This is a genomic window from Nonomuraea sp. NPDC049486, assembly GCF_040676925.1.
Classification (GTDB): domain Bacteria; phylum Actinomycetota; class Actinomycetes; order Streptosporangiales; family Streptosporangiaceae; genus Nonomuraea; species Nonomuraea ferruginea.
The window spans coordinates 149,236-170,184 of the sequence record NZ_JBFAPV010000004.1 but is presented as its reverse complement, the minus strand read 5'-3'; the positions used below and the strand labels follow the sequence as shown (position 1 = coordinate 170,184).

Sequence of the window (20,949 nt, the reverse complement as noted above, 5' to 3'; positions counted from 1 at the left end):
TCATTCGGGGGGGTGGTGCAACCTCTGCTCGATGACCGTCTTCACGTCCACCAGGTGGGCCCGCATGCGCTCCTCGGCCGCCGCGGCGTCGCGCGCCTCGATCGCCTGGAGGATCGCCAGGTGCTCCTCGTAGTCGCGCCGGCGGTCGTCGAAGATCTGCAGGATCGCCTGCTGCTCGGCCGCGTGGACGGTGAGCAGCGAGTCGACGACCTCGTGCAGGACGGTGTTGCCCGCCATCCGGGCGGTGGCCCGGTGGAAGGTCATGTTGGCGTCGTGCAACTCGGCGTCCTGGCCGCGCAGGTGGGCCTCCGCGTCCGCGAGGACCCGCTTGAGCGCCGTGAGCTCCGCCTCGGTGCCGTGCCCGGCGGCCATCGCGGCCAGCGGCGGCTCGATGACGATGCGCGCGCCCAGCAGGTCGAGCAGCTTGGGCGCGTGCATCGCGCGCATGTTGGGGTTGGGCAGCACGAGCCGCTCGATGGCGGCGCCGACGTAGATGCCGGACCCGTGCCGCAGCTCGATCGCGCCCGTCGCCTCCAGCCTGCGCAGCGCCTCGCGCAGCGTCGGCGTGGTGACGGCGAACCGCTGGGACAGCTCTCGGGTGGAAGGCAGCCGGTCACCGGGCCGGTGCCCGCCCTCGCGGATGAGCTCCAGCATGCGCTCGGTGAGCGCGTCGGAGAGGGTGGGCCGTGCTACCTCTGACATATCAAGTGATCTAATCACTTATCCGCATACGTGTCCATGGCGGAAGCTGTTTCCTAGCCGGCGACCTTGATGAGCAGCTGCCGCATCTGCTCGATCTGCGCCTTGCGCGACTCCTGCACCTGAGCCGCCCAGCGGGTCGCCTCGTGGTTCACGCCGTCGCGGACCTCCTGAGCGGCCATCTGGACCGCCCCGTCCTGATGGGCCAGGAGCAGCCTCAGCAGCTCCGGCTCGAACGGCTTCGCCGACCTGAGCGCGGCGATCTTCTTCCGGTCGGTCTCGGGCAGCCCGCCGTGGTGGTCGTGCGCCCCGTCGGGCGGCGTGATCGGCTGCCCCCACGCGTGCAGCCAGCGCAGCATCATCTCGACCTCGCTCTGCTGCGTGCTCACGATGGCCGCCGCCAGCGTCTTCAGCTCCTCCGTGGTCGCCCGCTCGGCGCCCACCCCGGCCATCTCGATCCCCTGCCGGTGGTGTTGAACCATCATCTGGACGAACATCACGTCGTCGGCGTTCACCGGCGGCTCACCGGCGTCGCCGGACCCGCAGGCGGCCACCAGCAGGAGCGCCAGGGCGGCGAGCCAGCGCGCCACCCCGCGGCCCCGGATCGTGCTCTCGCCCACCGGCGCTCCCCTGGCTAGGAGAAGAAAACTCCCCAGGTTTGGGCATACCAACCCGGTGCGTCAAGGGACGCGCCCCGCCGCCCTCACCAGCGCAGGCCCGAGCTCAGCACGTGCCCGCCGAACGGGCCGTCACCGGCCTCACGCCACCCGGCCCGCGCCGCGTACTCCGGCCCGTACGGCGGCCTGATCTCGTGCCAGCCGCACGTCTGGATCTGGCCCTCCGACGTGAGGTGCATCCGGTGACACTTCAGCTCCTTGGTGACCGGCTTCTCCAGGAACGTGTCGTACGCCTGCACCACCATGTCCGCGCGGGTGCCGACCGGGCCGCGCAGCCGGCTCCTGATCAGCATGCGGCCCTCGCGGATCCGTACGCACGCCTCCAGCTGGACGCCGTCGCCCGCGTCGGCCCACGTGCTGCAACGGTCCCCGGCGCCCTGCCCGGCCGTCACGGTGGCGGCGACGGACGGCGGCGGCTCGGTGCCCCAGCTCCGGCCCGCGAGCACCCCGCCCAGGAAGGAGATCACCGCCGCCGTCGCGGTGGCGACGGCGGCGGTCAGGAGCGGCACCGACCTGCGGGGGGACGGGGCGGGCTGGAGAGCGGCCTCGCGGCCGCGGTGCTCGGCGGCCCTGGCCCGCCAGCCGCGTTCCTCGCCCTCCAGCCGCTTGCGCAGCTCGTCGATGCCGCGGCCGAGCGCGATCAGCGTCCGGGCCCGCTCCGGAGGCAGCTCCAGCGCGGTGGCGATCTGCCGCATCGCCTCCTCGCCGGGCAGGCGGTTGCGGTCGGCGAGCTGGCGGGCTCCCGACAGCCAGCGGGAGATGAGCGAAGGGCTGGCGTCGGCGACCCGGTTCGCCAGGTACTTCTGCGGGCGTCCCCGCGAGCGCAGCGCCTCCCTGATGCCCTCCGCCGCCTCGTCCAGCGCCGCGGCGAGCCGGTCCACGAGCTCCTCGAACGTCCCCATCCCGGCGCGCACCCCCTTCCCGCAATTGTTCGCCGGACCGTGGAACCGCAGGTGAAGCCAGGGGTGCAAGGCCGCGCACGATTGCACGCCATGCACCCTCTGGCCCCGCCAGCGGCCCGGGGTCAACCTGCGTCTTGCGAACCACTCATGCTCGCACAGCAGTGCGAGCCGAAGCCTTGAGGAGACATCATGCGATCCCTGATCGTCGGGCTCGTCGCCGCCGCCGCGCTGACCGGTCTGCCCGCCGCCGCGTCCGCCCAGTCGTCCGCCCAGTCGTCCACTCAGTTGCCGACCTGCTCCGGGAAGCGGGTGATGCGCGAGGCGGTCCACACGCGGGAGATGCTGAAGGCGGCGTACATCCACGTGTTCTACGACTCCCGCACCTCGACCGCCTGCGCGTACCTCAACTCCACGAACGCCACCTGGGGCACCAGGAAGCACATGACGATCATGCTGAAGCACTGTGCCCGCCCCAGCAGCGCTTTCGGCCGGTGTGACGGCCAGCTGCAGTCGACGGCCAGGCGCGGCTGGTACACCGGCCGCACCGACACCGCCCGACTGAACATCTCGCGCGGCTGCGTCATGGCGACGGGCCGCATCTACTGGGGCAAGCACTACGGCCTCTTCCACACCCGGTCCACCGTGTGCGCGAGCGGCGCCGGGGGCGCGGACCGCGGCTAGCCGTCAGTGCAGGGGGACCGTGTTCCACGGGCTGTCGGGGGCGGCCAGGAGGGCGCGGTGGGCGTCCAGGACCGTGGTGTACCAGTCGCCGAACGTCTCCTCGTCGAAGTGCAGGCAGCGGCCGAGGATGTAGCCGGCCGAGAACTCCGGCCACGAACCGTACGCGGCCTGCACCGCCTTGCCCGCCCGCTCGACCGCGGCGTGCAGCTCCTGCTCGCCGGCGTAACGGGCGCCGCGGCCCCACCGGGCCACCATCGTGGCGCGGCCCAGGTCCCAGGCGGCGACGGTGCGCACGTACCCGTCGGGCGGGAGGAGGCCGTCGGCCCGGAAGCGCGACTCGTACCGCATGATCTTGCCCGCGAGCCCGCGCAGGCTCGCCGCCAGGTCGTCCAGCTCCTCGCCGGAGACCTCGTCCTGGAGCTGCGAGCGGATGCTCTGCTCGACGCAGTCGCGCCACACCACCGGGTCGACGCGCCGCTCGCCCGTCTCCTGGGCCAGCCAGAGGCGGGCGCCGAGCACGTAGTCCCACACCCACGGGCTGAGCTCGGCGGCGAGCAGCAGCTCCGTGGTGTCCAGCCAGCTGTCGTGGCCGTCGATCCCCCAGCTTCCGGCCAGCCGCTCGACCTCGCTGCTGTAGCCGGCGCCGTGCCAGTCCAGCGTGTTCCAGGCGTCGCCGTTGCCGTAACACAGGTGGGCTCCGCACGCGAGGCCGCGCAGCAGGCCCTCGTCGTGCGGCATGCCGGTGCGGCGGGTCTCGATGCGGTCGCAGGTGCCGTCGGGCTCGAACAGCTCGTCGTGCAGCCCGAGCCAGGTCTCCCGCTCGTCCTCCCCGGCCAGGAACGCCCGCGCGCACGGCGTCGCCCCGTTGACCAGGAGGACGCGTACGTCCCGCGGCCAGAGCGAGATCAGGCCCCGCAGCGTGATGAACTCGTACACCACGTCGGGATGCGGCCGGGGCAGCACGCCCACCGTGTACACCTGCACGAGCCGGCGTCCGTCCGGCAGCGTGGTCACGTGCAGCGGCGCGGCGCCGTCGCTGCCCACGGCCTGCCCGAGAGCCACCGGCCGGTAGAGCCCCTCCGCCGCGACGATCCTCAGGTAGGCCAGGTGCGCCTCGTCGCCGCCGTCGCGGCACAGCTCGTACAGCCGCTGCTCCCTGAGCGCGGGCGCGAGCCACCGTTCCCCTGCCGGTGGGTCGTCCATGCTCGGGAGCACCTCGTCGTGCGTCTCGTCCTGGGGAGGCATGGGCGAAATATAGCGACTTAATGGATCATGTGACGAAGCCCGGCACGGGAGTTCTCGTGCCGGGCTCCGGGTTCTCTACTTGGAGACGGTCTCGCAGGACACCGGGGCGTCCGCCTGGTCGGCGAACGCCTGGTCGGTGCCGGTGCCGCAGTCGACCAGGGTGTCCTTGGTGCCCTGGACGTCGCGGGCGTCGATCACGTCGTCGCCGCCCTTGCCGTCGAGGGTGTCCGCGCCCTGGTCGCCGATCAGCGTGTCGGCGCCCGAGTGCCCGGTCAGCGTGTCGGCGCCGACGGTGCCGCGGACGGTCTCCACGTCGGAGGCGACGTTGTCGAGGTCGACGCCGGGCCGGCCGTCGTCCGCGGCGCCGTTCTTGCTCACCTTCACGGGGGTGCCGCTGGAGCCGTAGTCGACGGTGTCGGCGCCGCCGCCGCCCACGTAGGTCAGACCGGTGCCGCGGAAGCCGCGCCCGGCGAGGAAGACGTCGCCGCCCGTGCCGCCGTCCACGGTCCCCCGCACGCCGACCAGCGACGAGAAGCGGTCGTTGCCCGCGCCCAGGGCGGCGTTGACCGTGGTGACGCCGGAGCCGCAGTTCACCTCGTTGGCGGAGACCGTGGTGCAGCCGGTCCCGGCGACGACCCCGCCGAACACGTGCAGCCGGCCGCTCACCTCCTGGACGGTCACGTTGTCGGCCCTGGCGATGTTCGGCGCCGTGATGGTGACGGTGACGCCGCTCCTGGTGACTGTCGGCTCACCGGCGACGGCGTTGCCCGCGGCGGGCGTCGCGGCCAGCACGCCGGCCGCCAGGCCGCCGAGCAGGGACACGCGAGCCACGCCACGCTTGATGCTGTTCATGGATTTCACCCCGTATGAGATCTCCGGCGGCGATCGGTCGAGCGCCGCTCATGTTCGTCCCCTACGGTGCGGCAGCGGCCTGCTCATTACCGTGCATAACTCCACGTATCAGGCGCAATCGCGAAAAATGCACACTCGTCCAATTGACAGGAAAAACTGTCCACTGGTTTCATCGCCGTATGGCAGCCACCGAGATGTCGCTCATGGACGAGCCCGAGCGCCTGCGCGTCGCCCTGACGCCCATCCGCAGGCAGCTCCTCGCCCGCCTGCGCGAGCCCGCGTCGGCGGTGCAGCTCGCGGCCGAGCTCGACATGCCGCGCCAGCGGGTCGGCTACCACCTGAAGGTGCTGGAGCAGGAGGAGCTGGTCGAGCTCGTCGAGGAGCGCCGCCGCCGCGGCTGCGTCGAGCGCGTCATGCGCGCCACCGCCAAGGCCTTCCTCGTCGACCCCGGCGTGCTCGGCTCCCCCGCCGAGCCGTCCGAGGTCGACGCCGGCTTCGCCCGCATCGCCGACCGCCACGCCGCCGAGCACCTGGTCGAGGTCGCCGCGGGCACCGTACGCGACGTCACCCGGATGGCCGCGGAGGCCGACCGGCAGGGCGTCCGCCTGCTGACCTTCACGCTGGAGGCCGAGGTGCGCTTCGCCGAGCCCGGCGACGTGCACCGTTTCACCGACGAGCTGGCGGAGGCCGTCTCCCGCGTCGCGGCCCGCTACGACACCGCCGGCGGCAGGCCCTACCGCCTCACCGCCGGCGGCCATCCCACCCCACACAAGGAGCCAGGCAGATGACGGAAGAGCGGTTCACCGTCGAGGTCACCATCTCCGCGCCGGTCGCGGAGGTGTGGCGGGCGTTGCGCGACCCGGAGCAGATCCGGCGCTGGCACGGCTGGCACTTCGACGGCCTCGACAAGGAGATCGACTTCATCTACGCCGAGCACGTCACCGAGTCGCCGCAGGAGCACTGGATGGAGGTCCAGGGCGGCGACAGGTTCGAGCTGACCGACGCCGGCGAGGGCCGCACCCACCTGCGCATGACCCGCGCCCCGCTCAGCGGCGACACCGAGTGGGACGCCTACTACGACGACGTCAACGAGGGCTGGGTCACCTTCATCCACCAGCTCAAGTTCGCCCTGGAGCGCCACCCCGGCGCCGACCGGCGCACCGTCTTCCTCTCGGGCCACGGCACCACCCCGCCGCTGGCCGCCGCCGGTCTCGACGCGCTCGCGGGCCTCGCCCCCGGCGCCCCGTACGAGCACGCCGCCCCCACCGGCGAGCCGCTCGCGGGCACCGTCTGGTTCCGCTCCGACCACCAGCTCGGCCTCACCGTGGACGGCTGGGGCGACGGTCTCCTCGTGGTCGCCCACACCCCGCCGGTCCCGGTCCACCCCGAGGGGGTCGCCATGATGATCCTGACCACGTACGGGCGGACCGACGAGGAGTTCGCGGACCTGGAGGCGCGCTGGAACGCCTGGTGGAGCCGGTCCATCCCGGCCGCCTGAACGCCGCGCGGAAACTGTCGGCGCCCGCTGCGAGACTGCGCGGGTGCCGACACCCGATCTCGCTCCCATCTCGACTTACTGGGACTCATCAGCCGACGCCTTCGACCAGGAGCCCGACCACGGTCTCCGCAGCCCGCACGTCCGCGCGGCCTGGTGGCTGAGGCTCACCCAGTGGCTGCCCAGCGCGGCCTCCGACATCCTCGACCTGGGCTGCGGCACGGGCTCGCTGACCCTCCTCCTGGCCCGGCAGGGCCACCGCCCCACGGGCGTCGACCTCTCCCCGCGCATGATCGACCAGGCCCGCCTGAAGCTGGAGCAGGCGGGTTTCGGCGTGCCCCTGCACGTCGGCGACGCCGCCGACCCGCCCGTCGAGGCCGGCGCGCGTTACGACGCGATCCTCGTACGCCATCTGATGTGGACCCTGCCCGCGCCCGAGGACGCGCTGCGCCGCTGGCTGGGGCTGCTCCGGCCGGGCGGCCGGCTGGTGCTGGTCGAAGGCCGCTGGGACGCCCCCGGGCAGACCCCGTACGCGTCGCCGTCGCCCCCGCTGCCCTGGCTCGGCGGCGTCCCCGCCGAGCGGCTCGCCCAGGCGCTCGCCCCGATCGCCCGGGTGGTCCACCACGAGCAGCTCACCGACCCGGCCCTGTGGGGCCGCCCGATCAGCGACGAACGCTACGTGCTGATCGCCCACCCCTCACAGAGCGGGGCCGAGCCGATGACCACCGGACACCCTTCACAAGCCGGGACGGCACCGGTCAGCGCGTCGGACCCCGCCGGGCGGTCATGAGGCGGGGCGGAGCAGCCGCCTGGCCTCGTCGTGATGCCCGGCGATCTCCCGCAGCGTCTCGGCCGTCGCCTTCAGCACGGCCAGGCGGGAGCGCGGGTTGTCGCGCAGGGCGCGGGCGACCGCCTTGATCATGCCGCCCATGGCCAGCGTCTCGCGCGGGTCGCGGATCCTGGAGTAGACCTCCAGGATCCGCCGGACCCCGCCGGGCCCCTCGGTCAGCCCTCGCAACAGCTCTATCTGCACGTACGCGAGCCCGTCGCCGCGCCCGAGCAGGTTCGTCCAGTGATACATGATCAGGCACTGCGCGTCACGCGACCGTTCCCAGGCCCGGGTCGCCTCGTCGACGGCCGCCGCGTCGTCCACCACGCCCGCGACCCGCTCGCCCAGCAGCCTCCCGAACCTGAGGGCGTCGCGGATGCCCTGCGCCGTCACCGGGTCCTTGAAGTGCCCGGCGTCGCCGACCAGCGCCCAGCCGGGCCCCGCCGAGGTCCGGAAGTACGACGGATGCGCCGCCGAGCTGACGATCTTGGTCGCCTTCGTACACCCCTCAAGGCGCTTGGCCAGCCCCGGCACCAGCCCGACGGTACGGGCGAACTCCGCCTCCAGGTCGCCCCTGAAGTCGGCGGCCCGCTCGGCCGGCGGCATCAGCAGCACCATCGTCAGCCCGCCGTCGCACGGGAAGGCGTTGCCCAGCTCCCGCCCGGTCAGCCACATCGCCGCGGTCGTGCGCCACTCCTCCCGCGGGTCCTCGTAGTACGCGTAGTAGCAGGCCCGGCCGTTGGCGTGGAACGCGCGCGGCCGCTCGGCGCCGGCCAGCCGGGCGACGGTGGAGCGGCGCCCGTCGGCGCCGACGACCAGGTTGGCGCGCACCTCGTACTCCCGGCCGCCGCGCTCGCTGACCTTGACGCCCACGGCCCGGCCGCCCTCCCACAGGAGGTCGACGACGCGGTGGCCTTCCCTGACCTCGGCGCCGGCCTCGCGGGCCGTCTCGACCAGGGCCGCGTCCAGCGCGGTCCGCCGCACGCACAGGCCGTAGTCGATGCCGTCGATCGGGGTGTAGCGGCCGGAGGCGGCGTGGCCGGGGCCGCCGACGAAGGCGCGGGAGAGCTTGGGCGCGCCGATCTTCTCCACCCGTTCCAGGGCGCCGACCCTGGATAACTCGGCGACCCCCGACGCGAAGAGCAGATGGGTGGAGACCGTGGTGGAGGGGAACCGCGCCGGGTCCACGACGATCACCTTGCATCCGCGCCGCGCCAGGGCTGCCGCGGTGGACGAACCCGCGCAGCGTGCTCCGGCGATGACGACGTCCGCATGCTCTGGCATCGGGCCTCCTGGCGCGCTAACCGACTCTAGTGTCGGTTTTATGCCCGCAGCGGCGCGGCGTCAACGGGTCGGGGGTAGGCTGCCGGGCATGGCGATCCAGGAGCCGAAGAAACGCATGCGGGGCTCGGCCCGTCGGGCCCGCATCACCGAGGCGGCTCTGGAGGTCTTCGCCGCCCGCGGCTACCACGCCACCGCCATGGAAGAGATCGCGGCCGCGGCCGGGGTGACCCGCTCGGTCCTCTACGACCACTTCCCGTCCAAGCGGGTGCTGCTCATCACGGTCCTGCAGGAACAGAACGCGCGCCTGGTCGAACACATCGGCGCCCGCATCACCGGCACCGGCTCGCCCGGCCGCCGCCTGCGCGCCACGCTCGACGCCTACTTCAGCTTCTCCGAGGACTGGCCGGCCGCGCGCCGCCTGCTGTTCGACCACACCGACGAGGACGACCCGGAGATCAAGGCCGTGCGCTGGGGCATCCGCGAGGCCCGCACCCGCTCGGTCGCCGTCATGCTCGGCCGCGACCTGCGCAACCTCGGCCTCGACCCCGACACCGACGCGGCCCACGCCGTGGTCGAGCTGCTCATCTCCGGCACCGACGGCCTCGCCCAGTGGTGGGCGAGAAACCCGCAGATGCCGCGCGAGCAACTCGTCGACGCCGCCATGCTCGTGCTGTGGAACGGTCTTTCCCACACACCTGGGCGCACATCCGCGTCTTGACAAGAGTGATCCACGCGTTCATCGTCTCGCCTAGCTGAACCAACAGCTGTGTCGGTTAGCTAAACGGTGAGCGGAGGCCGCACCATGGCAGAGCAGGAGACCCGGGACAACGGTCAGGGCGGGATCAACCGGCGGAGGTTCGTCACCGGCGCGCTGGCCGCGACAGCAGGAGCGGCGGCCGGGCCGTTATGGGGCGCCGAAGGCGCCAGAGCGGCTGCTCCCGCCCTGCTCAAGAGCAGTGTCACCGGCCGCAACGTGGCGATCTTCGGCGCCGGCATGGGCGGCCTGAGCACCGCCCACGAGCTGGCCGAGCGCGGCTTCCAGGTCACGGTGTACGAACGCAAGGTCCTCGGCGGCAAGTCCAGGAGCATCCCGGTGCCGGGCACCGCCACCGGCGGGCGCAAGGACCTGCCCGGCGAGCACGGCTTCCGGTTCTTCCCCGGCTTCTACCAGAACCTGCCGGACACGATGAGCCGCATCCCGTTCGGCTCGGGCACCGTGCGCGACAACCTGGTGGCCGCCAGCCTCACGGCCATCGCCTACCGGAAGAAGTTCCTGCGCGTCCCCATCCCCAGCGAACTGAGCAACGGGCTCACCCCGGAGGTCATCCAGGACTTCTTACGGAGCGCGATCATCGCGGGCACCACCATCCCGCTCACGCAGATCAACTTCTTCCTGTCGAAGATGATCACCTTCATCACCAGCGGCCCCCGCCGGAAGCTCGGCCAGTGGGAGAACATGAGCTTCTCCGACTTCACCAAGTCCGACATCATGTCGGTCGAGTACCGCGAGCTGCTGACCAGGATGTTCACCGCCTCCCTGGTGGCCGCCCAGCCCGACAGGGCCAACACCCGCACGATCGCGATGATGTTCGAGGCGCTCCTCTACAGCGGCCTCGGGCTCGGCCCGTACGGCCCGCCCGACCAGGTGCTCAACGGCCCGTCCAACGACGTGTGGATCAACCCCTGGATCGACTACCTGACCGGGCTCGGCGTCCAGTTCAAGGTCGGCTGGTCCGCCACCGGCTTCGACCACTCCGGCGGGCGGATCACCGGCGCGCGGGTGACCGACCCCACCGGCGCCGCCGGCACCGTCACCGCCGACCACTACGTGGCCGCGATGCCGATCGAGCGGGTCATGCCGCTCCTGTCGTCCTCCATGAAGTCCGCCGACCCCCAGCTGGCCCGCCTGAGCCACCTGGAGACGGACTGGATGAACGGCGTCATGATCTACCTCAAGCAGCCCACGCCGATCGTCGAGGGCCACCTGGTCTACGCCGGCACCCCGTGGGCGCTCACCTCGATCAGCCAGGCGCAGTTCTGGACGACCGACTTCCCCGCCGCCTACGGAGACGGCGTGGCCAAGGACTGCCTGTCGATCGACCTGTCCGACTGGAACAGTCCGGGCATCCTGTTCGGGAAGACCGCCAAGCAGTGCACCCGCCCGGAGATCGTCCAGGAGGTGCTGGCCCAGATCCGCGCCGTCACCCCCAACGGCAACCAGTTGCTGCCGGACTCGCTCGTACACAGCTGGTTCGTCGACCCCGCGATCAGCGGCGAGGGCACCCCCGCGGTGGCCAACGACGAGCCGCTGCTCATCAACTCCCCGAGCTCCTGGGCGAACCGTCCCGAGGCCACCACCCGGATCCCGAACTTCTACCTGGCCGCCGACTACGTCCGCAACAACATCAACCTGGCGACCATGGAGGGCGGCAACGAGGCCGGCCGCAAGACCGCCAACGCCATCCTCGACGCCGCAGGCTCCTCGGCGACCAAGGCCAGGCTGTACGACCTCTACCTGCCGAAGGAGTTCAAGTCCCTCTACGACCTGGACGACATCCGCTACCAGCTGGGCCTGCCGAACAAGTTCGACATCCTCGCCCCGTACTGGCCGTGAAACCTTCGGATCATTCCCCGAGCTTCCGTACGGATGCCGCGTACGGAAGCTTGGCCGACCGGTAGAGCATCAGGAGCAGTGCGGCGAGACACGCGAACCAGCCGACCGCCACGACGGGCCCCAGCGCGGTGTAACCGAGACCGGCCGGCGTGCCGAGCGCGCCCAGCCCGACCACGACCCAGCGCAGCACGTCGAGGACCGCCACCCCGGAGGCGATCCCGTACGACCGGATCCTCCTGATGACGGCGTCGGTGATCAGCCAGACGGCGACCAGCCCGCCCACTCCCTCGGCGACGCCGATCAGTTCGACGACGGGAGAGGGCGTGGACCCGAGGCTCGGCCCCACCCAGCCGGCGAACACGGCGACCGCCGACAGGCAGACCATGGCCAGGACCGAGGTCCTGGCCAGGTCGAAGGGGTCCCCGGCCGATCGCCGCAGCAGGAGCAGCGGGGTCGCGCACATCGCCCAGCCGAGAGGGTTCAGCAGCAGGTCGAAGTCGTTGACGCGAAGGGCGCAGTACACGATGACGAGACCGGCGACGATCCGCTTGAGCGGGCGGAGACCCGCGGGACCTTCCTCGTACGGGAGCGTCAGAACCATTCCCCGCTCACCGCCTTGCTGCAGGCGTCTACAGCGAGTGCTCGCTGCCAGGCGACAGGCACTCCTCCGGCGGTGTTCGACATCCACCAGGGGCCCCACATCGCCTCCGCCGAACCAGAGCCCATCCAGGTGCTATAGGTGAAGCTGACCGGCCGAGGCTCGTGCGGCACCGCCGCGCAGTCGGTGATGGCGATCTGCCTGGTCAGCCACTCCCGGCCTCCGGCGTCCACTTCGATCTCTTCCGTCTCTTCCGCGGGAAGAAGGCGCAGGCCGGGAATGTTCATCGACAAACCTGTGAGGACGAAGGGGGTTATTCCCTCGTTTTCCATTGCGATTTCGAGCCTGACGCTCAGGATGCCGCTCTCGTCCACGTGAGCCCTGGCAAAAAACGGCTCAGGTTCCCAGGTGATGCGCGGCGTCATCGCCCCCGACCACCAGAAGGCCGCGGCGAAAACGGTGAGCGAAAGTCCTGCGGCGACGACGAGTCGTAATCGCGCCAGATGGGCACGCCACGAGGCGATACCGAATCGCTCCCATATTTCATCCGAACCCACGAGAAAGAACCTTATATGGTGGCAAGTCGTGACGACACCGCCGATGATCACCTGGATAGTCACGACGATCGCCATCCTGGTGGCGCTCGCGCCGGTCACCCGGGAGCGGCTCAGCAGGTTCGCCGAACTGACCGGCCTGACCGTCACATCAGCCGACGCCCGCCGGATCATCGACCATTTCGCCGAGCGGCGGCGGTGGCGGCTGATCACTCTCGTTCCCGCCGTCCCACTGGTCCTCCTCACCGATGACCCGTTCTATCTGGTGCTGGGCTGGTGTGCGGTCAGCGTTCTGTGCCACGCGCGACAACCCGCGCTCCAGACGGAGATCTATCGGACGACCTGGCAGCTCAGCCTGGCGGGCTCCCTCGCGGTATGCGCCTATTTCGTGGTGGACCGGGAGTTCACGGCGGAAGTCCTGGCCCGCACGACCGCCGTCCTCGCCGTCGCGCTGGCCGTGCGGCACCTCACCCGTGAACCCGCCCCTCGCCCTCCGGCCGGGGCGTCCCCCGCCGAACTGGCCATCGGCCACTGGTCGACCCGCTCTCTTTACCTCGCGGGAACCGCGATCGTCCTGTCGGGCGCGCTGCTCACCCCCGGCCAGGCACCGGAACGGATTCTGCCCGAATACACATTGCCGAAATCGGTTCCCGACGGGACGGCCGCATTCACGACAGCACGGAAATTGACCGTTCCCACCTGCGCGCTGAACGACCTGCTGGACGACCCCTGCCAGTCATGGCAAGTCAACGGTGAGCCATTTCCCCAGGCCGCCCCGTACATCAGCAGGAAAGGCAAGGCGCCCACGAAGCCGCCTTTCGCCCGCAGCCAGAACAGAAAGGCCGTCGTCTACCTGGGCAGGCGCGATCGCCGCATGGTCTACCAGGACGCCGGGAACATCCGCCCTCTCACCGGCCCTCTCGCCGACGCCGCGGTGCCCACGGCCACATTCGCCCGCCAGAACAGATATGTCGCCCTGGTCAAGGAAGGCGCACGCATCATCGACACCCAGACCTGGACCACGGTGTCGATCCCCGGAGTTCGGCGGGTGCACGACCTCAGCCTGGCCGGCATCGTCGCCACGACACCGGCCGGAGTGCTCGTCCTCGACCACCGGGGCAGGACGCGGATGCGCCTCCCTGCCCGGAAGCTCGGCAAGAACTTCGTCGGGGACACGTACCACCTCTCTCCGGACGGCCGCCGCCTCGTGATCGTCCTGGGCCTGATACGCGTCGAGACCTACGACTCGAACACCGGCACGCGCGTGTCCAGCGTCGAGCCGGAATTCGGCGACGAGTACCTCGCCGCCGGTCTCGGCTGGACCGAGAAGGGGCGGTTCCTCGTCCGCGACACCAGTGATCGCGTCCACGCCCTGGACCTGACGACCGGACGCCTCCGGAAGCGCTCATGACCGGAAGTTCACCAAACTTGGGTCCTTCATTAACTTGTATCGTTCAGGTTTAGTCAGTAGGTTGACCACCATGACCGCACCCAAGACCACCGCCGAGGAGCTGCGCGGGGCCGGCCTGAGGGTCACGGCCGCCCGGGTCGCACTGCTCGAGACCGTCCGGGACGGTGACCATCTCGATGTCGAGACCATCGCCTCGGGGGTGCGCGATCGTGTAGGCCACATCTCTCTCCAGGCTGTCTACGAGGCCCTCCACGCACTCACCGCCGCCGGGCTCGTACGGCGCATCGAACCGGCCGGCAGCGCGGCCCGGTTCGAGGGGCGCGTGGGGGACAACCACCACCACATCGTGTGCCGTTCGTGCGGCGCCGTCGCCGACGTCGACTGCACGGTCGGCCACGCGCCATGCCTGAGCGCGTCCGACGACCACGGCTTCTCGATCGACGAAGCCGAGGTCATCTTCTGGGGCCGGTGCCCCGACTGTTCCACCGCCTGATCCGAAGGACTCCCATGACCGAGAACCATGATGCGATCGTCACCGACCCCAAGACGGAGGGCGAAGGCGCCTGCCCGGTCGCACACCGCGCGCCGCACCCGACGCAGGGTGGCGGAAACCACCAGTGGTGGCCGGACCGCCTCAACCTGAAGATCCTTGCCAAGAACCCCGCCGTGGCCAACCCTCTCGGCGAGGACTTCGACTATGCCGAGGCGTTCAAGAGCCTCGACCTCCCGGCCGTCAAGCGCGACATCGCCGAGCTGCTGACGACCTCGCAGGACTGGTGGCCCGCCGACTTCGGCCACTACGGCCCGTTCATGGTCCGGATGGCCTGGCACGCCGCCGGCACCTACCGCATCAGTGACGGCCGCGGCGGCGCCGGAGCCGGCCAGCAGCGCTTCGCGCCGCTCAACAGCTGGCCTGACAACGCCAACCTCGACAAGGCCCGCCGCCTGCTGTGGCCGGTCAAGAAGAAGTACGGCAAGAACCTCTCGTGGGCCGACCTCCTGGTCCTGGCCGGCAACGTCGCCCTGGAGTCGATGGGCTTCAAGACGTTCGGCTACGCCGGCGGCCGTGCGGACGTCTGGGAGCCCGAGGACGACGTCTACTGGGGCCCCGAGTCCACCTGGCTGGGCGACGAGCGCTACACCGGCGACCGCGAGCTGGAGAACCCGCTCGGCGCCGTCCAGATGGGCCTCATCTACGTCAACCCCGAGGGCCCGAACGGCAACCCCGACCCGCTGGCCGCGGCCCGCGACATCCGGGAGACGTTCCGCCGGATGGCGATGAACGACGAGGAGACGGTCGCCCTGATCGCGGGCGGTCACACCTTCGGCAAGACCCACGGCGCCGGCCCCGCCGACCACGTCGGCCCCGACCCCGAGGCCGCCCCCATCGAGCAGATGGGCCTGGGCTGGAAGAGCACCTACGGCAGCGGCAAGGGCGGCGACACGATCACCAGCGGCCTGGAGGTCACCTGGACCTCGACGCCCACGCGGTGGTCGACCAACTTCTTCTGGAACCTGTTCGGCTACGAGTGGGAGCTGACCAAGAGCCCGGCCGGCGCCCACCAGTGGCGGCCGAAGCACGGCGCCGGCAAGGACTCGATCCCCGACGCCCACGACCCGTCGAAGCGCCACGCGCCGTCAATGCTGACCACCGACATCGCGCTCCGCGAGGACCCGATCTACGGCCCGATCTCGCGGCGCTTCTACGAGAACCCCGAGGAGTTCGCCGACGCCTTCGCCCGCGCCTGGTTCAAGCTGACCCACCGCGACATGGGCCCCGCCTCCCGCTACCTCGGCCCGGAGGTCCCGGCCGAGACGCTGCTGTGGCAGGACCCGGTGCCGGCGGTGACGCACGAGCTGGTCGGTGACGAGGACGTCGCCGCGCTCAAGGCGAAGGTCCTCGCCTCGGGCCTGTCGGTCTCCGAGCTGGTGTCCACCGCGTGGGCGTCGGCCTCGACCTTCCGCGGCAGCGACAAGCGCGGCGGCGCCAACGGCGCGCGCATCCGCCTGCAGCCGCAGATCGGGTGGGAGGTCAACGACCCCGACCGGCTCGCGAACGTGCTGGGCACCCTGGAGGGGATCCAGAAGGAGTTCAACGGCTCCCAGACCAGCGGTAAGCAGATCTCGCTCGCCGACCTGATCGTGCTCGCCGGAGCCGCCGCCGTCGAGAAGGCCGCCAAGGACGCCGGCTACGACGTCCAGGTGCCCTTCACGCCGGGCCGCACCGACGCGTCGCAGGAGCAGACCGACGTCGAGTCGTTCGCCGTGCTGGAGCCGTCCGCCGACGGTTTCCGCAACTACCTGGGCAAGGGCAACCGCCTGCCGGCCGAGTACCTCCTGCTCGACCGGGCCAACCTGCTCACCCTGAGCGCCCCCGAGATGACGGTCCTCGTCGGCGGCCTGCGCGTCCTGGGCGCCAACCAGGGGCAGTCGCAGCTCGGCGTCCTCACCGACACCCCGGGCCGGCTGACCAACGACTTCTTCGTCAACCTGCTCGACCTGGGCACGACGTGGAAGCCGGTCGCCGGCGACGCCAACGCGTTCGAGGGCAGCGACTCCGCGACGGGCGAGGTCAAGTGGACCGGTAGCCGCGCCGACCTGGTCTTCGGCTCGAACTCCGAGCTGCGCGCGCTCGCCGAGGTGTACGCGTGCGACGACGCGAAGGAGAAGTTCGTGAACGACTTCGTCGCGGCGTGGGACAAGGTCATGAACCTCGACCGGTTCGACCTGTCCTGATCCGACCGTCCAGGCCGGCCCACACGGCCGGCCTGGACGTTCTCCGGTCAGTCACTCACCGGCATCCATCACAGCTACTGTCAGTCCATGCACGATCCCGCCTCGGAGAACCGAGACGAAGCACTCCGTACGGAGATACCAGGGGCTGATATGTCATGAACGAGAAGATCCGCCGGGATGCGGCTCCGTTCGTGACGAGGGTCCGGGTGCGTGATTTCCGCTCGATCGCCACGTGCGACGTCCGTCTGGAGCCACTCACGATTCTCGCGGGCTTCAACGCGTCGGGGAAGTCCAACTTTCTGGACGCGCTTCGCTTCGTACGCGACGCGCTCGTGCTGTCCCCCTCCCGCGCGGTGGCGGAACGCGGCAGCCTCGATTCGCTCCTGCACAGGAACACGTCAACAGGTCGAGCCGCGCCCTCTTTCCTCATCGAACTGCATCTCGCCTTCAGTTCTGTCCAAGGCGAGGCTACGTACGAGATCCAGATCGGCCGAGATCCGGACCAGGAGCGTCCGCTCCTCGTGCTCACGGAGAAGCTGCGGCTCATCTCGCGGGAAGCTCACGCTCAATACTCCATCGACGCGATCAGCGGGGAGCGGATAGTCCGCGGAGACGACCTACCCGGTGCCCGGCTGGGCCCGGACGAGCTTCTGCTCCCTGTCGTAGGGCGCCTCACTCCTTACGACACGGTGCTACGGGCGCTCACCTCGATGCGCTTCTACGACCTCGACACCAATACGCTGCGCGAACTGGACGACACCAGGGTCAGGCAGGCACAACTCGGCGAGCGAGGAGAACACCTGGGCCAGGTGCTGGGACTCCTGGCCGATCAGCATCCCGAGGCCAAGGAGTCCGTGGACGGCTGGATGCGCTGGCTGGTCCCGTCGCTGCTCGGCGTGGATCGCCGAATGCAGGGCGACTTCGCCACCATCGAGGCCCGATTCTGGAACGGGGATCCGATCGTGCCCTTCTGGGAAGCGGTGAACGCCGGGACCGTGCACGCAGGCGACCCGCACGTCCAGGTGTTCCAGCGTGAGCAACTCTCCGAGGGAACCGTCCGCGGTACGGGTGTGCTGACGGCATTGAACCAGCCCGACGCTCTCGCGGGCGGCATTCCCCTGTTGGCGATCGAGGAGCCGGAGCTCGCCATTCACCCCGCCAAGGTCTCCGGGCTCCTGGCGGCGATGGCGGAGGCTTCCCACTGGACTCAGGTGATCGCGACCACGCAGAGCTCGGACCTGCTCACGGCAGAGGAACTCCAGCCGTCGAGTCTGCGATTGGTGGAAATGGCCGCCGGTGTCAGCAGGATCGGCGAACTGAGCCGTAAGACGCTCCAGGTCTTGCGAGAGAACCCGTCCTACTTGGCGGACTACCACCGCCACGGGCAGTTGCGCTCCGATGAGGAGGAGGGAGCTTGACCAGTGCGCCTCTCCGTATCGTCACCCTCGTCGAGGGCGACGGCGAGGTACAGGCCTTGCCGGTCCTCCTTCGCAGGCTCGTCGCCGAGATCGCCCCTGACCTCTGGGTGGACGTCCCGCGGCCGTGGCGGGTGAGCCGCAACTCGCTGATCTCCAAGGGCGGCATCGAGTCCGAAATCGATCGGGCTACCGCCGGCCAGAACGCCCTTACCGGGGTGCTCGTACTCCTCGACGCCGATGACGACTGTCCCGCCGAACTCGGCCCCCGGCTACTCGGCCGCGCCCAGGACGCCAGGCCCGATCTACGCAGCGCGGTAGTGCTCGCGAACCGCGAGTTCGAGGCCTGGTTCCTGGCCTCGGCCAGCTCACTGCGCAACTGCGCGGGCATGGCTGCCGACCTCGAAGTACCGGCCGATCCTGAGCAGCCGCGAGGCTGCAAGGAATGGCTCTCCCATCGCCGCACCGACAACCGCCCGTACAGTCCGACCAAGCACCAGACCAGCCTGGCCGCTCAGTTCGACCTTCGTCTTGCCCGCGCGAACGCGACGTCCTTCGACAAACTCTGGCGAGATGTCGAGTTCCTCATCCGGGATACACCGTAGAGGACGTCTCAAGCCTGGACGCGGCTGCGCTTCACGGTAGCTCGTGCCGTACGAGAGCCTTGGCGAACGGCTCACCGGTAGCGCGGGCGTACGCCATCCGCGCACGCACCTCGCCGAGGGTGCGCGGACGGTAACCGGGACCACCGCAGCAGCTCTTGTGGAAGCGGACGCCCGCGTGCAGCAGCACAGAGAGCACCCGCCAGGCCGCGGCGTCCCGCCGGGGAGGGGCCGCGAACGCGGAACCGACGTGGATCAGCGGCCCCGCGCAGCGAGGGCAGGGACGGGCGTCGCGGCCGCGATCGTAAGGCTGCTTGTACGAGGCGCGGCAGGGCAGGCAGACGAAGGACGTCTTCGCATGGGCCATACGATCAGGGTAGGCCCGATCACCGCCCGAGATCGACGGGTTTACCCAGGCCCGAGAAGAACGTGCGGATGTCGGCCGCCAGCGGGCCGGGCGCCGCCATCGCGAGCATGTGGCTGGGGTGCTCGTGGTCCTCCCAGTGCACGATGGCGTTCCCGCGCTCGGCGAGCCGGCGGAAGGCGTCGGGGCCGCCGTGCGAGACGCCCGTCGGCACCGCCTTCTGGTCGATCGGCATGCCGGCCGCGCCCTCGTAGTAGGTCCACGACGACGACCCGCCGGTGCCCGTCAGCCAGTAGAGGCTCGCGTTGCCGAGAACCAGGTCGCGGTCGACCGGCTCCCGCGGCGCCTCCCCGTCGGGCCAGCCGTCGAACTCCTTGAACCGCTCCACGAGGTAGGCCAGCTGGGCCACCGGCGAATCCGCCCACCCGTAGCTGAGCGTCTGCGGCCGCGCGGCCAGGTACGGCGCGTACCCGCTGCCGCCCTCACCGCTCAGCATCCCGGCCACGTGCTCGACCATCGCCCGATCCTCCTGCGACAGCCCCTCCAGCTCGGCCGGATCCCCGGTCGGCATGCCGACGCCGCCGGTGATGTGCACCCCGACCACCCGCTCCGGGGCCAGCGCGGCGAGCCGCGGCGAGACCAGCGCCCCCGCGTCGTTGCCGTGCACCCCGTAGCGCTCGTAACCCAGCCCGCCCATCAGCTCCGCCCACGTCCGGGCCACCCGCTCGACGCTCCACGGCCGCTCGTCGGCGGGCTCGGGGAACGGGGAGAACCCGAACCCCGGCAGCGAGGGCGCGATCACGTGGAAGGTCTCCGACAGCGGGCCGAGAAGCTCCGTGAACTCCACGATCGAGTTCGGCCAGCTGTGCGTGATGACCAGCGGGAGCGCGCCGGGGTCGGCGCACCGTACGTGGAAGAAATGCACGGTCTGCCCGTCGATCTCGGTCGTGAACTGCGGGAACCGGTTCAGCTTCGCTTCCTGCGCCCGCCAGTCGTACGCACCCGCCCAGTACTCCACCAGCTCCTTGAGGTACGAGACGGGAACCCCCCGGCTCCACTCGGCTCCCGGCAGCCGGCTGGGCCAGCGGGTACGGGCCAGGCGGTCGCGCAGGTCGTCCAGGTCAGCCTGGGGGATCTCTATACGGAACGGGCGAACGTCATGTGTCATGCGGACCAAGCTAGAGACCATCGCGGAACATCCGGTTCCGCAATATCACGCCTGATCGCCGTACTGGCGAGGGTCGGAGACATGGGCGCGGGAGCGATCCGGCCGTCGGGTAGTGGCCCGGCCCCGGCGGGCGATGTCGTCCAGGATGTGCTCGAACACCGCCTGCTCCTCGGCGGCCCTGGCGGCGGCGCGGTCCGGGAACATCCGCTCCCAGGCCCGGGTGACGTCAGCGGTCAGCCGCATGCAGTCGGCACCCAGCGAGGTGGCGCTGCTCGCCAGTTTCGCCCAGGCGTCCGGAGACGAGTCCCGTATCCGGTGGACGAGCCGGACGCGGCGCTCCTCCAGCCCGTCCCATCGGCTGCGGAGGGCGGCGACCGCCTCCGAAGAAGCGCGTTCCGGCAGCAGCTCGTCGATATCCGGATGCGGCCCCGACGCGGCGGCCTCGCACTCAGACAGCGCCCTGACCAGGTTGCCGAAGCTCTCGTAGTCACCGCCCAGCCGGCTCGCGACGTCGCCCAGCCCTGGATCACCGGCCGCAAGCGCGCCGACCTCCGCCTCACGCCGGTCGAGCTCCTCCAGCTTGCCCGCCATCGCCGCGTCGAGCTCCGGCCTCCAGCGCCCGCGCTCACGGTCGAAGAAGTAACGCGCCGTCCCGGACCGCGACCGGAGCGCCGCTCGACGACTGCGTACCTCGGCCCGCAGCCGGGCCCTCACCAGCCCGCGCCACCCCACGACCGCCACCACGACCACCGCCGACAACCCGGCGAGCACCATCTCGGACGCAGTCATCGCCATCCACCGCCATGTTAAGGCTGGAACTCCC

22 protein-coding genes are annotated in these 20,949 nt (G+C 70.7%); 11 read left to right on the top strand and 11 right to left on the bottom strand.

The features are described 5' to 3' along the window. The 3 genes from AB0K05_RS13240 to AB0K05_RS13230 form a co-directional block, all read right to left on the bottom strand. A complete protein-coding gene (locus AB0K05_RS13240) occupies positions 1 to 702 on the bottom strand; it encodes an FCD domain-containing protein (RefSeq protein ID WP_219545052.1) in 702 nt (233 codons plus the stop codon). Positions 703 to 755: 53 nt separating this feature from the next. Next, on the bottom strand, positions 756 to 1,319 hold the full coding sequence (locus AB0K05_RS13235) for a DUF305 domain-containing protein (protein WP_271275297.1): 564 nt from the start codon (positions 1,317 to 1,319) through the stop codon (positions 756 to 758). An 83-nt stretch (positions 1,320 to 1,402) separates the two neighbouring features. Further along, positions 1,403 to 2,278, bottom strand: coding sequence for a helix-turn-helix transcriptional regulator (locus AB0K05_RS13230; RefSeq protein WP_364229101.1), 876 nt, complete (start codon positions 2,276 to 2,278; stop codon positions 1,403 to 1,405). A gap of 189 nt (positions 2,279 to 2,467) precedes the next feature. On the opposite strand from AB0K05_RS13230, the gene AB0K05_RS13225 reads away from it, so the two are divergent. Continuing rightward, entirely contained in the window at positions 2,468 to 2,959 is a 492-nt protein-coding gene (locus AB0K05_RS13225) for a hypothetical protein (RefSeq protein WP_364229099.1), read from the top strand. 3 nt (positions 2,960 to 2,962) lie between these two features. On the opposite strand, the gene AB0K05_RS13220 is transcribed toward AB0K05_RS13225, so the two are convergent. Then, complete coding sequence (locus tag AB0K05_RS13220; protein ID WP_219545050.1) at positions 2,963 to 4,204, bottom strand: DUF1266 domain-containing protein; 1,242 nt, start codon at positions 4,202 to 4,204, stop codon at positions 2,963 to 2,965. Positions 4,205 to 4,279: 75 nt separating this feature from the next. Next, positions 4,280 to 5,056, bottom strand: coding sequence for a hypothetical protein (locus AB0K05_RS13215; RefSeq protein ID WP_364229097.1), 777 nt, complete (start codon positions 5,054 to 5,056; stop codon positions 4,280 to 4,282). 179 nt (positions 5,057 to 5,235) lie between these two features. On the opposite strand from AB0K05_RS13215, the gene AB0K05_RS13210 reads away from it, so the two are divergent. The 3 genes from AB0K05_RS13210 to AB0K05_RS13200 are packed head-to-tail and all read left to right on the top strand — an operon-like array spanning position 5,236 to position 7,341. Then, complete coding sequence (locus tag AB0K05_RS13210) at positions 5,236 to 5,844, top strand: helix-turn-helix domain-containing protein (protein ID WP_271275293.1); 609 nt, start codon at positions 5,236 to 5,238, stop codon at positions 5,842 to 5,844. After that, entirely contained in the window at positions 5,841 to 6,554 is a 714-nt protein-coding gene (locus AB0K05_RS13205; protein ID WP_148035655.1) for an SRPBCC domain-containing protein, read from the top strand. The genes AB0K05_RS13210 and AB0K05_RS13205 overlap by 4 nt, the downstream gene beginning before the upstream one ends. A gap of 43 nt (positions 6,555 to 6,597) precedes the next feature. Beyond that, a complete protein-coding gene (locus tag AB0K05_RS13200; RefSeq protein WP_364229094.1) occupies positions 6,598 to 7,341 on the top strand; it encodes a class I SAM-dependent methyltransferase in 744 nt (247 codons plus the stop codon). Here the strand turns inward: AB0K05_RS13200 and AB0K05_RS13195 are convergent. Further along, positions 7,336 to 8,664 (bottom strand): NAD(P)/FAD-dependent oxidoreductase, encoded by a 1,329-nt coding sequence (locus AB0K05_RS13195; RefSeq protein WP_148035656.1) that lies wholly within the window; start codon positions 8,662 to 8,664, stop codon positions 7,336 to 7,338. The two genes, AB0K05_RS13200 and AB0K05_RS13195, sit on opposite strands and share 6 nt — an antisense overlap. Before the next feature lie 88 nt (positions 8,665 to 8,752). Here AB0K05_RS13195 and AB0K05_RS13190 point away from each other — a divergent pair, with 88 nt between their 5' ends. Together AB0K05_RS13190 and AB0K05_RS13185 are read left to right on the top strand one after the other, a co-directional pair. Then, positions 8,753 to 9,382, top strand: coding sequence for a TetR/AcrR family transcriptional regulator (locus AB0K05_RS13190; RefSeq protein WP_246639889.1), 630 nt, complete (start codon positions 8,753 to 8,755; stop codon positions 9,380 to 9,382). Positions 9,383 to 9,466: 84 nt separating this feature from the next. Beyond that, a complete protein-coding gene (locus tag AB0K05_RS13185) occupies positions 9,467 to 11,278 on the top strand; it encodes an FAD-dependent oxidoreductase (protein WP_364229091.1) in 1,812 nt (603 codons plus the stop codon). A gap of 10 nt (positions 11,279 to 11,288) precedes the next feature. On the opposite strand, the gene AB0K05_RS13180 is transcribed toward AB0K05_RS13185, so the two are convergent. Together AB0K05_RS13180 and AB0K05_RS13175 are read right to left on the bottom strand one after the other, a co-directional pair. Further along, positions 11,289 to 11,879 carry a hypothetical protein gene (locus tag AB0K05_RS13180; protein ID WP_364229089.1) on the bottom strand — a complete coding sequence of 197 codons (591 nt, stop codon included), beginning with the start codon at positions 11,877 to 11,879 and terminating at the stop codon, positions 11,289 to 11,291. Then, complete coding sequence (locus tag AB0K05_RS13175; protein WP_364229087.1) at positions 11,870 to 12,301, bottom strand: hypothetical protein; 432 nt, start codon at positions 12,299 to 12,301, stop codon at positions 11,870 to 11,872. The genes AB0K05_RS13180 and AB0K05_RS13175 overlap by 10 nt, the downstream gene beginning before the upstream one ends. Here AB0K05_RS13175 and AB0K05_RS13170 point away from each other — a divergent pair. The 5 genes from AB0K05_RS13170 (at position 12,288) to AB0K05_RS13150 (ending at position 18,597) form a co-directional block, all read left to right on the top strand. Beyond that, positions 12,288 to 13,841, top strand: a complete 1,554-nt coding sequence (locus AB0K05_RS13170) for a hypothetical protein (protein WP_364229085.1) — start codon at positions 12,288 to 12,290, stop codon at positions 13,839 to 13,841. The two genes, AB0K05_RS13175 and AB0K05_RS13170, sit on opposite strands and share 14 nt — an antisense overlap. Positions 13,842 to 13,911: 70 nt before the next feature. Then, positions 13,912 to 14,334 carry a Fur family transcriptional regulator gene (locus tag AB0K05_RS13165; RefSeq protein ID WP_148035661.1) on the top strand — a complete coding sequence of 141 codons (423 nt, stop codon included), beginning with the start codon at positions 13,912 to 13,914 and terminating at the stop codon, positions 14,332 to 14,334. Positions 14,335 to 14,348: 14 nt separating this feature from the next. Then, positions 14,349 to 16,577: a catalase/peroxidase HPI gene (katG, locus tag AB0K05_RS13160; protein ID WP_364229082.1), complete on the top strand. Its 2,229-nt coding sequence runs from the start codon at positions 14,349 to 14,351 to the stop codon at positions 16,575 to 16,577. A gap of 155 nt (positions 16,578 to 16,732) precedes the next feature. Next, positions 16,733 to 17,995, top strand: coding sequence for an AAA family ATPase (locus AB0K05_RS13155; RefSeq protein ID WP_364229080.1), 1,263 nt, complete (start codon positions 16,733 to 16,735; stop codon positions 17,993 to 17,995). Beyond that, complete coding sequence (locus tag AB0K05_RS13150) at positions 17,992 to 18,597, top strand: DUF4276 family protein (protein WP_364229078.1); 606 nt, start codon at positions 17,992 to 17,994, stop codon at positions 18,595 to 18,597. The genes AB0K05_RS13155 and AB0K05_RS13150 overlap by 4 nt, the downstream gene beginning before the upstream one ends. A 31-nt stretch (positions 18,598 to 18,628) precedes the next feature. Here AB0K05_RS13150 and AB0K05_RS13145 read toward each other — a convergent pair whose 3' ends face one another. The 3 genes from AB0K05_RS13145 to AB0K05_RS13135 are packed head-to-tail and all read right to left on the bottom strand — an operon-like array spanning position 18,629 to position 20,921. Beyond that, positions 18,629 to 18,961, bottom strand: a complete 333-nt coding sequence (locus AB0K05_RS13145; protein ID WP_271275282.1) for a hypothetical protein — start codon at positions 18,959 to 18,961, stop codon at positions 18,629 to 18,631. Positions 18,962 to 18,980: 19 nt separating this feature from the next. Next, on the bottom strand, positions 18,981 to 20,126 hold the full coding sequence (locus tag AB0K05_RS13140; RefSeq protein ID WP_271275281.1) for an epoxide hydrolase family protein: 1,146 nt from the start codon (positions 20,124 to 20,126) through the stop codon (positions 18,981 to 18,983). A gap of 45 nt (positions 20,127 to 20,171) precedes the next feature. Continuing rightward, the gene (locus tag AB0K05_RS13135) at positions 20,172 to 20,921 is read right to left on the bottom strand and encodes a hypothetical protein (protein ID WP_271275280.1); all 750 of its coding nucleotides are present in this window, start codon (positions 20,919 to 20,921) and stop codon (positions 20,172 to 20,174) included. Between the last annotated feature and the right edge of the window lie 28 nt (positions 20,922 to 20,949).

Coding starts and splice junctions, on each gene's coding strand:
- AB0K05_RS13240 (WP_219545052.1), bottom strand. CDS start 702: ATGTCAGAGGTAGCACGGCCCACCCTCTCCGACGCGCTCACCGAGCGC.
- AB0K05_RS13230 (WP_364229101.1), bottom strand. CDS start 2,278: ATGGGGACGTTCGAGGAGCTCGTGGACCGGCTCGCCGCGGCGCTGGAC.
- AB0K05_RS13225 (WP_364229099.1), top strand. CDS start 2,468: ATGCGATCCCTGATCGTCGGGCTCGTCGCCGCCGCCGCGCTGACCGGT.
- AB0K05_RS13220 (WP_219545050.1), bottom strand. CDS start 4,204: ATGCCTCCCCAGGACGAGACGCACGACGAGGTGCTCCCGAGCATGGAC.
- AB0K05_RS13215 (WP_364229097.1), bottom strand. CDS start 5,056: ATGAACAGCATCAAGCGTGGCGTGGCTCGCGTGTCCCTGCTCGGCGGC.
- AB0K05_RS13210 (WP_271275293.1), top strand. CDS start 5,236: ATGGCAGCCACCGAGATGTCGCTCATGGACGAGCCCGAGCGCCTGCGC.
- AB0K05_RS13205 (WP_148035655.1), top strand. CDS start 5,841: ATGACGGAAGAGCGGTTCACCGTCGAGGTCACCATCTCCGCGCCGGTC.
- AB0K05_RS13195 (WP_148035656.1), bottom strand. CDS start 8,664: ATGCCAGAGCATGCGGACGTCGTCATCGCCGGAGCACGCTGCGCGGGT.
- AB0K05_RS13190 (WP_246639889.1), top strand. CDS start 8,753: ATGGCGATCCAGGAGCCGAAGAAACGCATGCGGGGCTCGGCCCGTCGG.
- AB0K05_RS13185 (WP_364229091.1), top strand. CDS start 9,467: ATGGCAGAGCAGGAGACCCGGGACAACGGTCAGGGCGGGATCAACCGG.
- AB0K05_RS13180 (WP_364229089.1), bottom strand. CDS start 11,879: ATGGTTCTGACGCTCCCGTACGAGGAAGGTCCCGCGGGTCTCCGCCCG.
- AB0K05_RS13170 (WP_364229085.1), top strand. CDS start 12,288: ATGCGCGGCGTCATCGCCCCCGACCACCAGAAGGCCGCGGCGAAAACG.
- AB0K05_RS13175 (WP_364229087.1), bottom strand. CDS start 12,301: ATGACGCCGCGCATCACCTGGGAACCTGAGCCGTTTTTTGCCAGGGCT.
- AB0K05_RS13165 (WP_148035661.1), top strand. CDS start 13,912: ATGACCGCACCCAAGACCACCGCCGAGGAGCTGCGCGGGGCCGGCCTG.
- katG (WP_364229082.1), top strand. CDS start 14,349: ATGACCGAGAACCATGATGCGATCGTCACCGACCCCAAGACGGAGGGC.
- AB0K05_RS13155 (WP_364229080.1), top strand. CDS start 16,733: ATGAACGAGAAGATCCGCCGGGATGCGGCTCCGTTCGTGACGAGGGTC.
- AB0K05_RS13145 (WP_271275282.1), bottom strand. CDS start 18,961: ATGGCCCATGCGAAGACGTCCTTCGTCTGCCTGCCCTGCCGCGCCTCG.
- AB0K05_RS13140 (WP_271275281.1), bottom strand. CDS start 20,126: ATGACACATGACGTTCGCCCGTTCCGTATAGAGATCCCCCAGGCTGAC.
- AB0K05_RS13135 (WP_271275280.1), bottom strand. CDS start 20,921: ATGGCGATGACTGCGTCCGAGATGGTGCTCGCCGGGTTGTCGGCGGTG.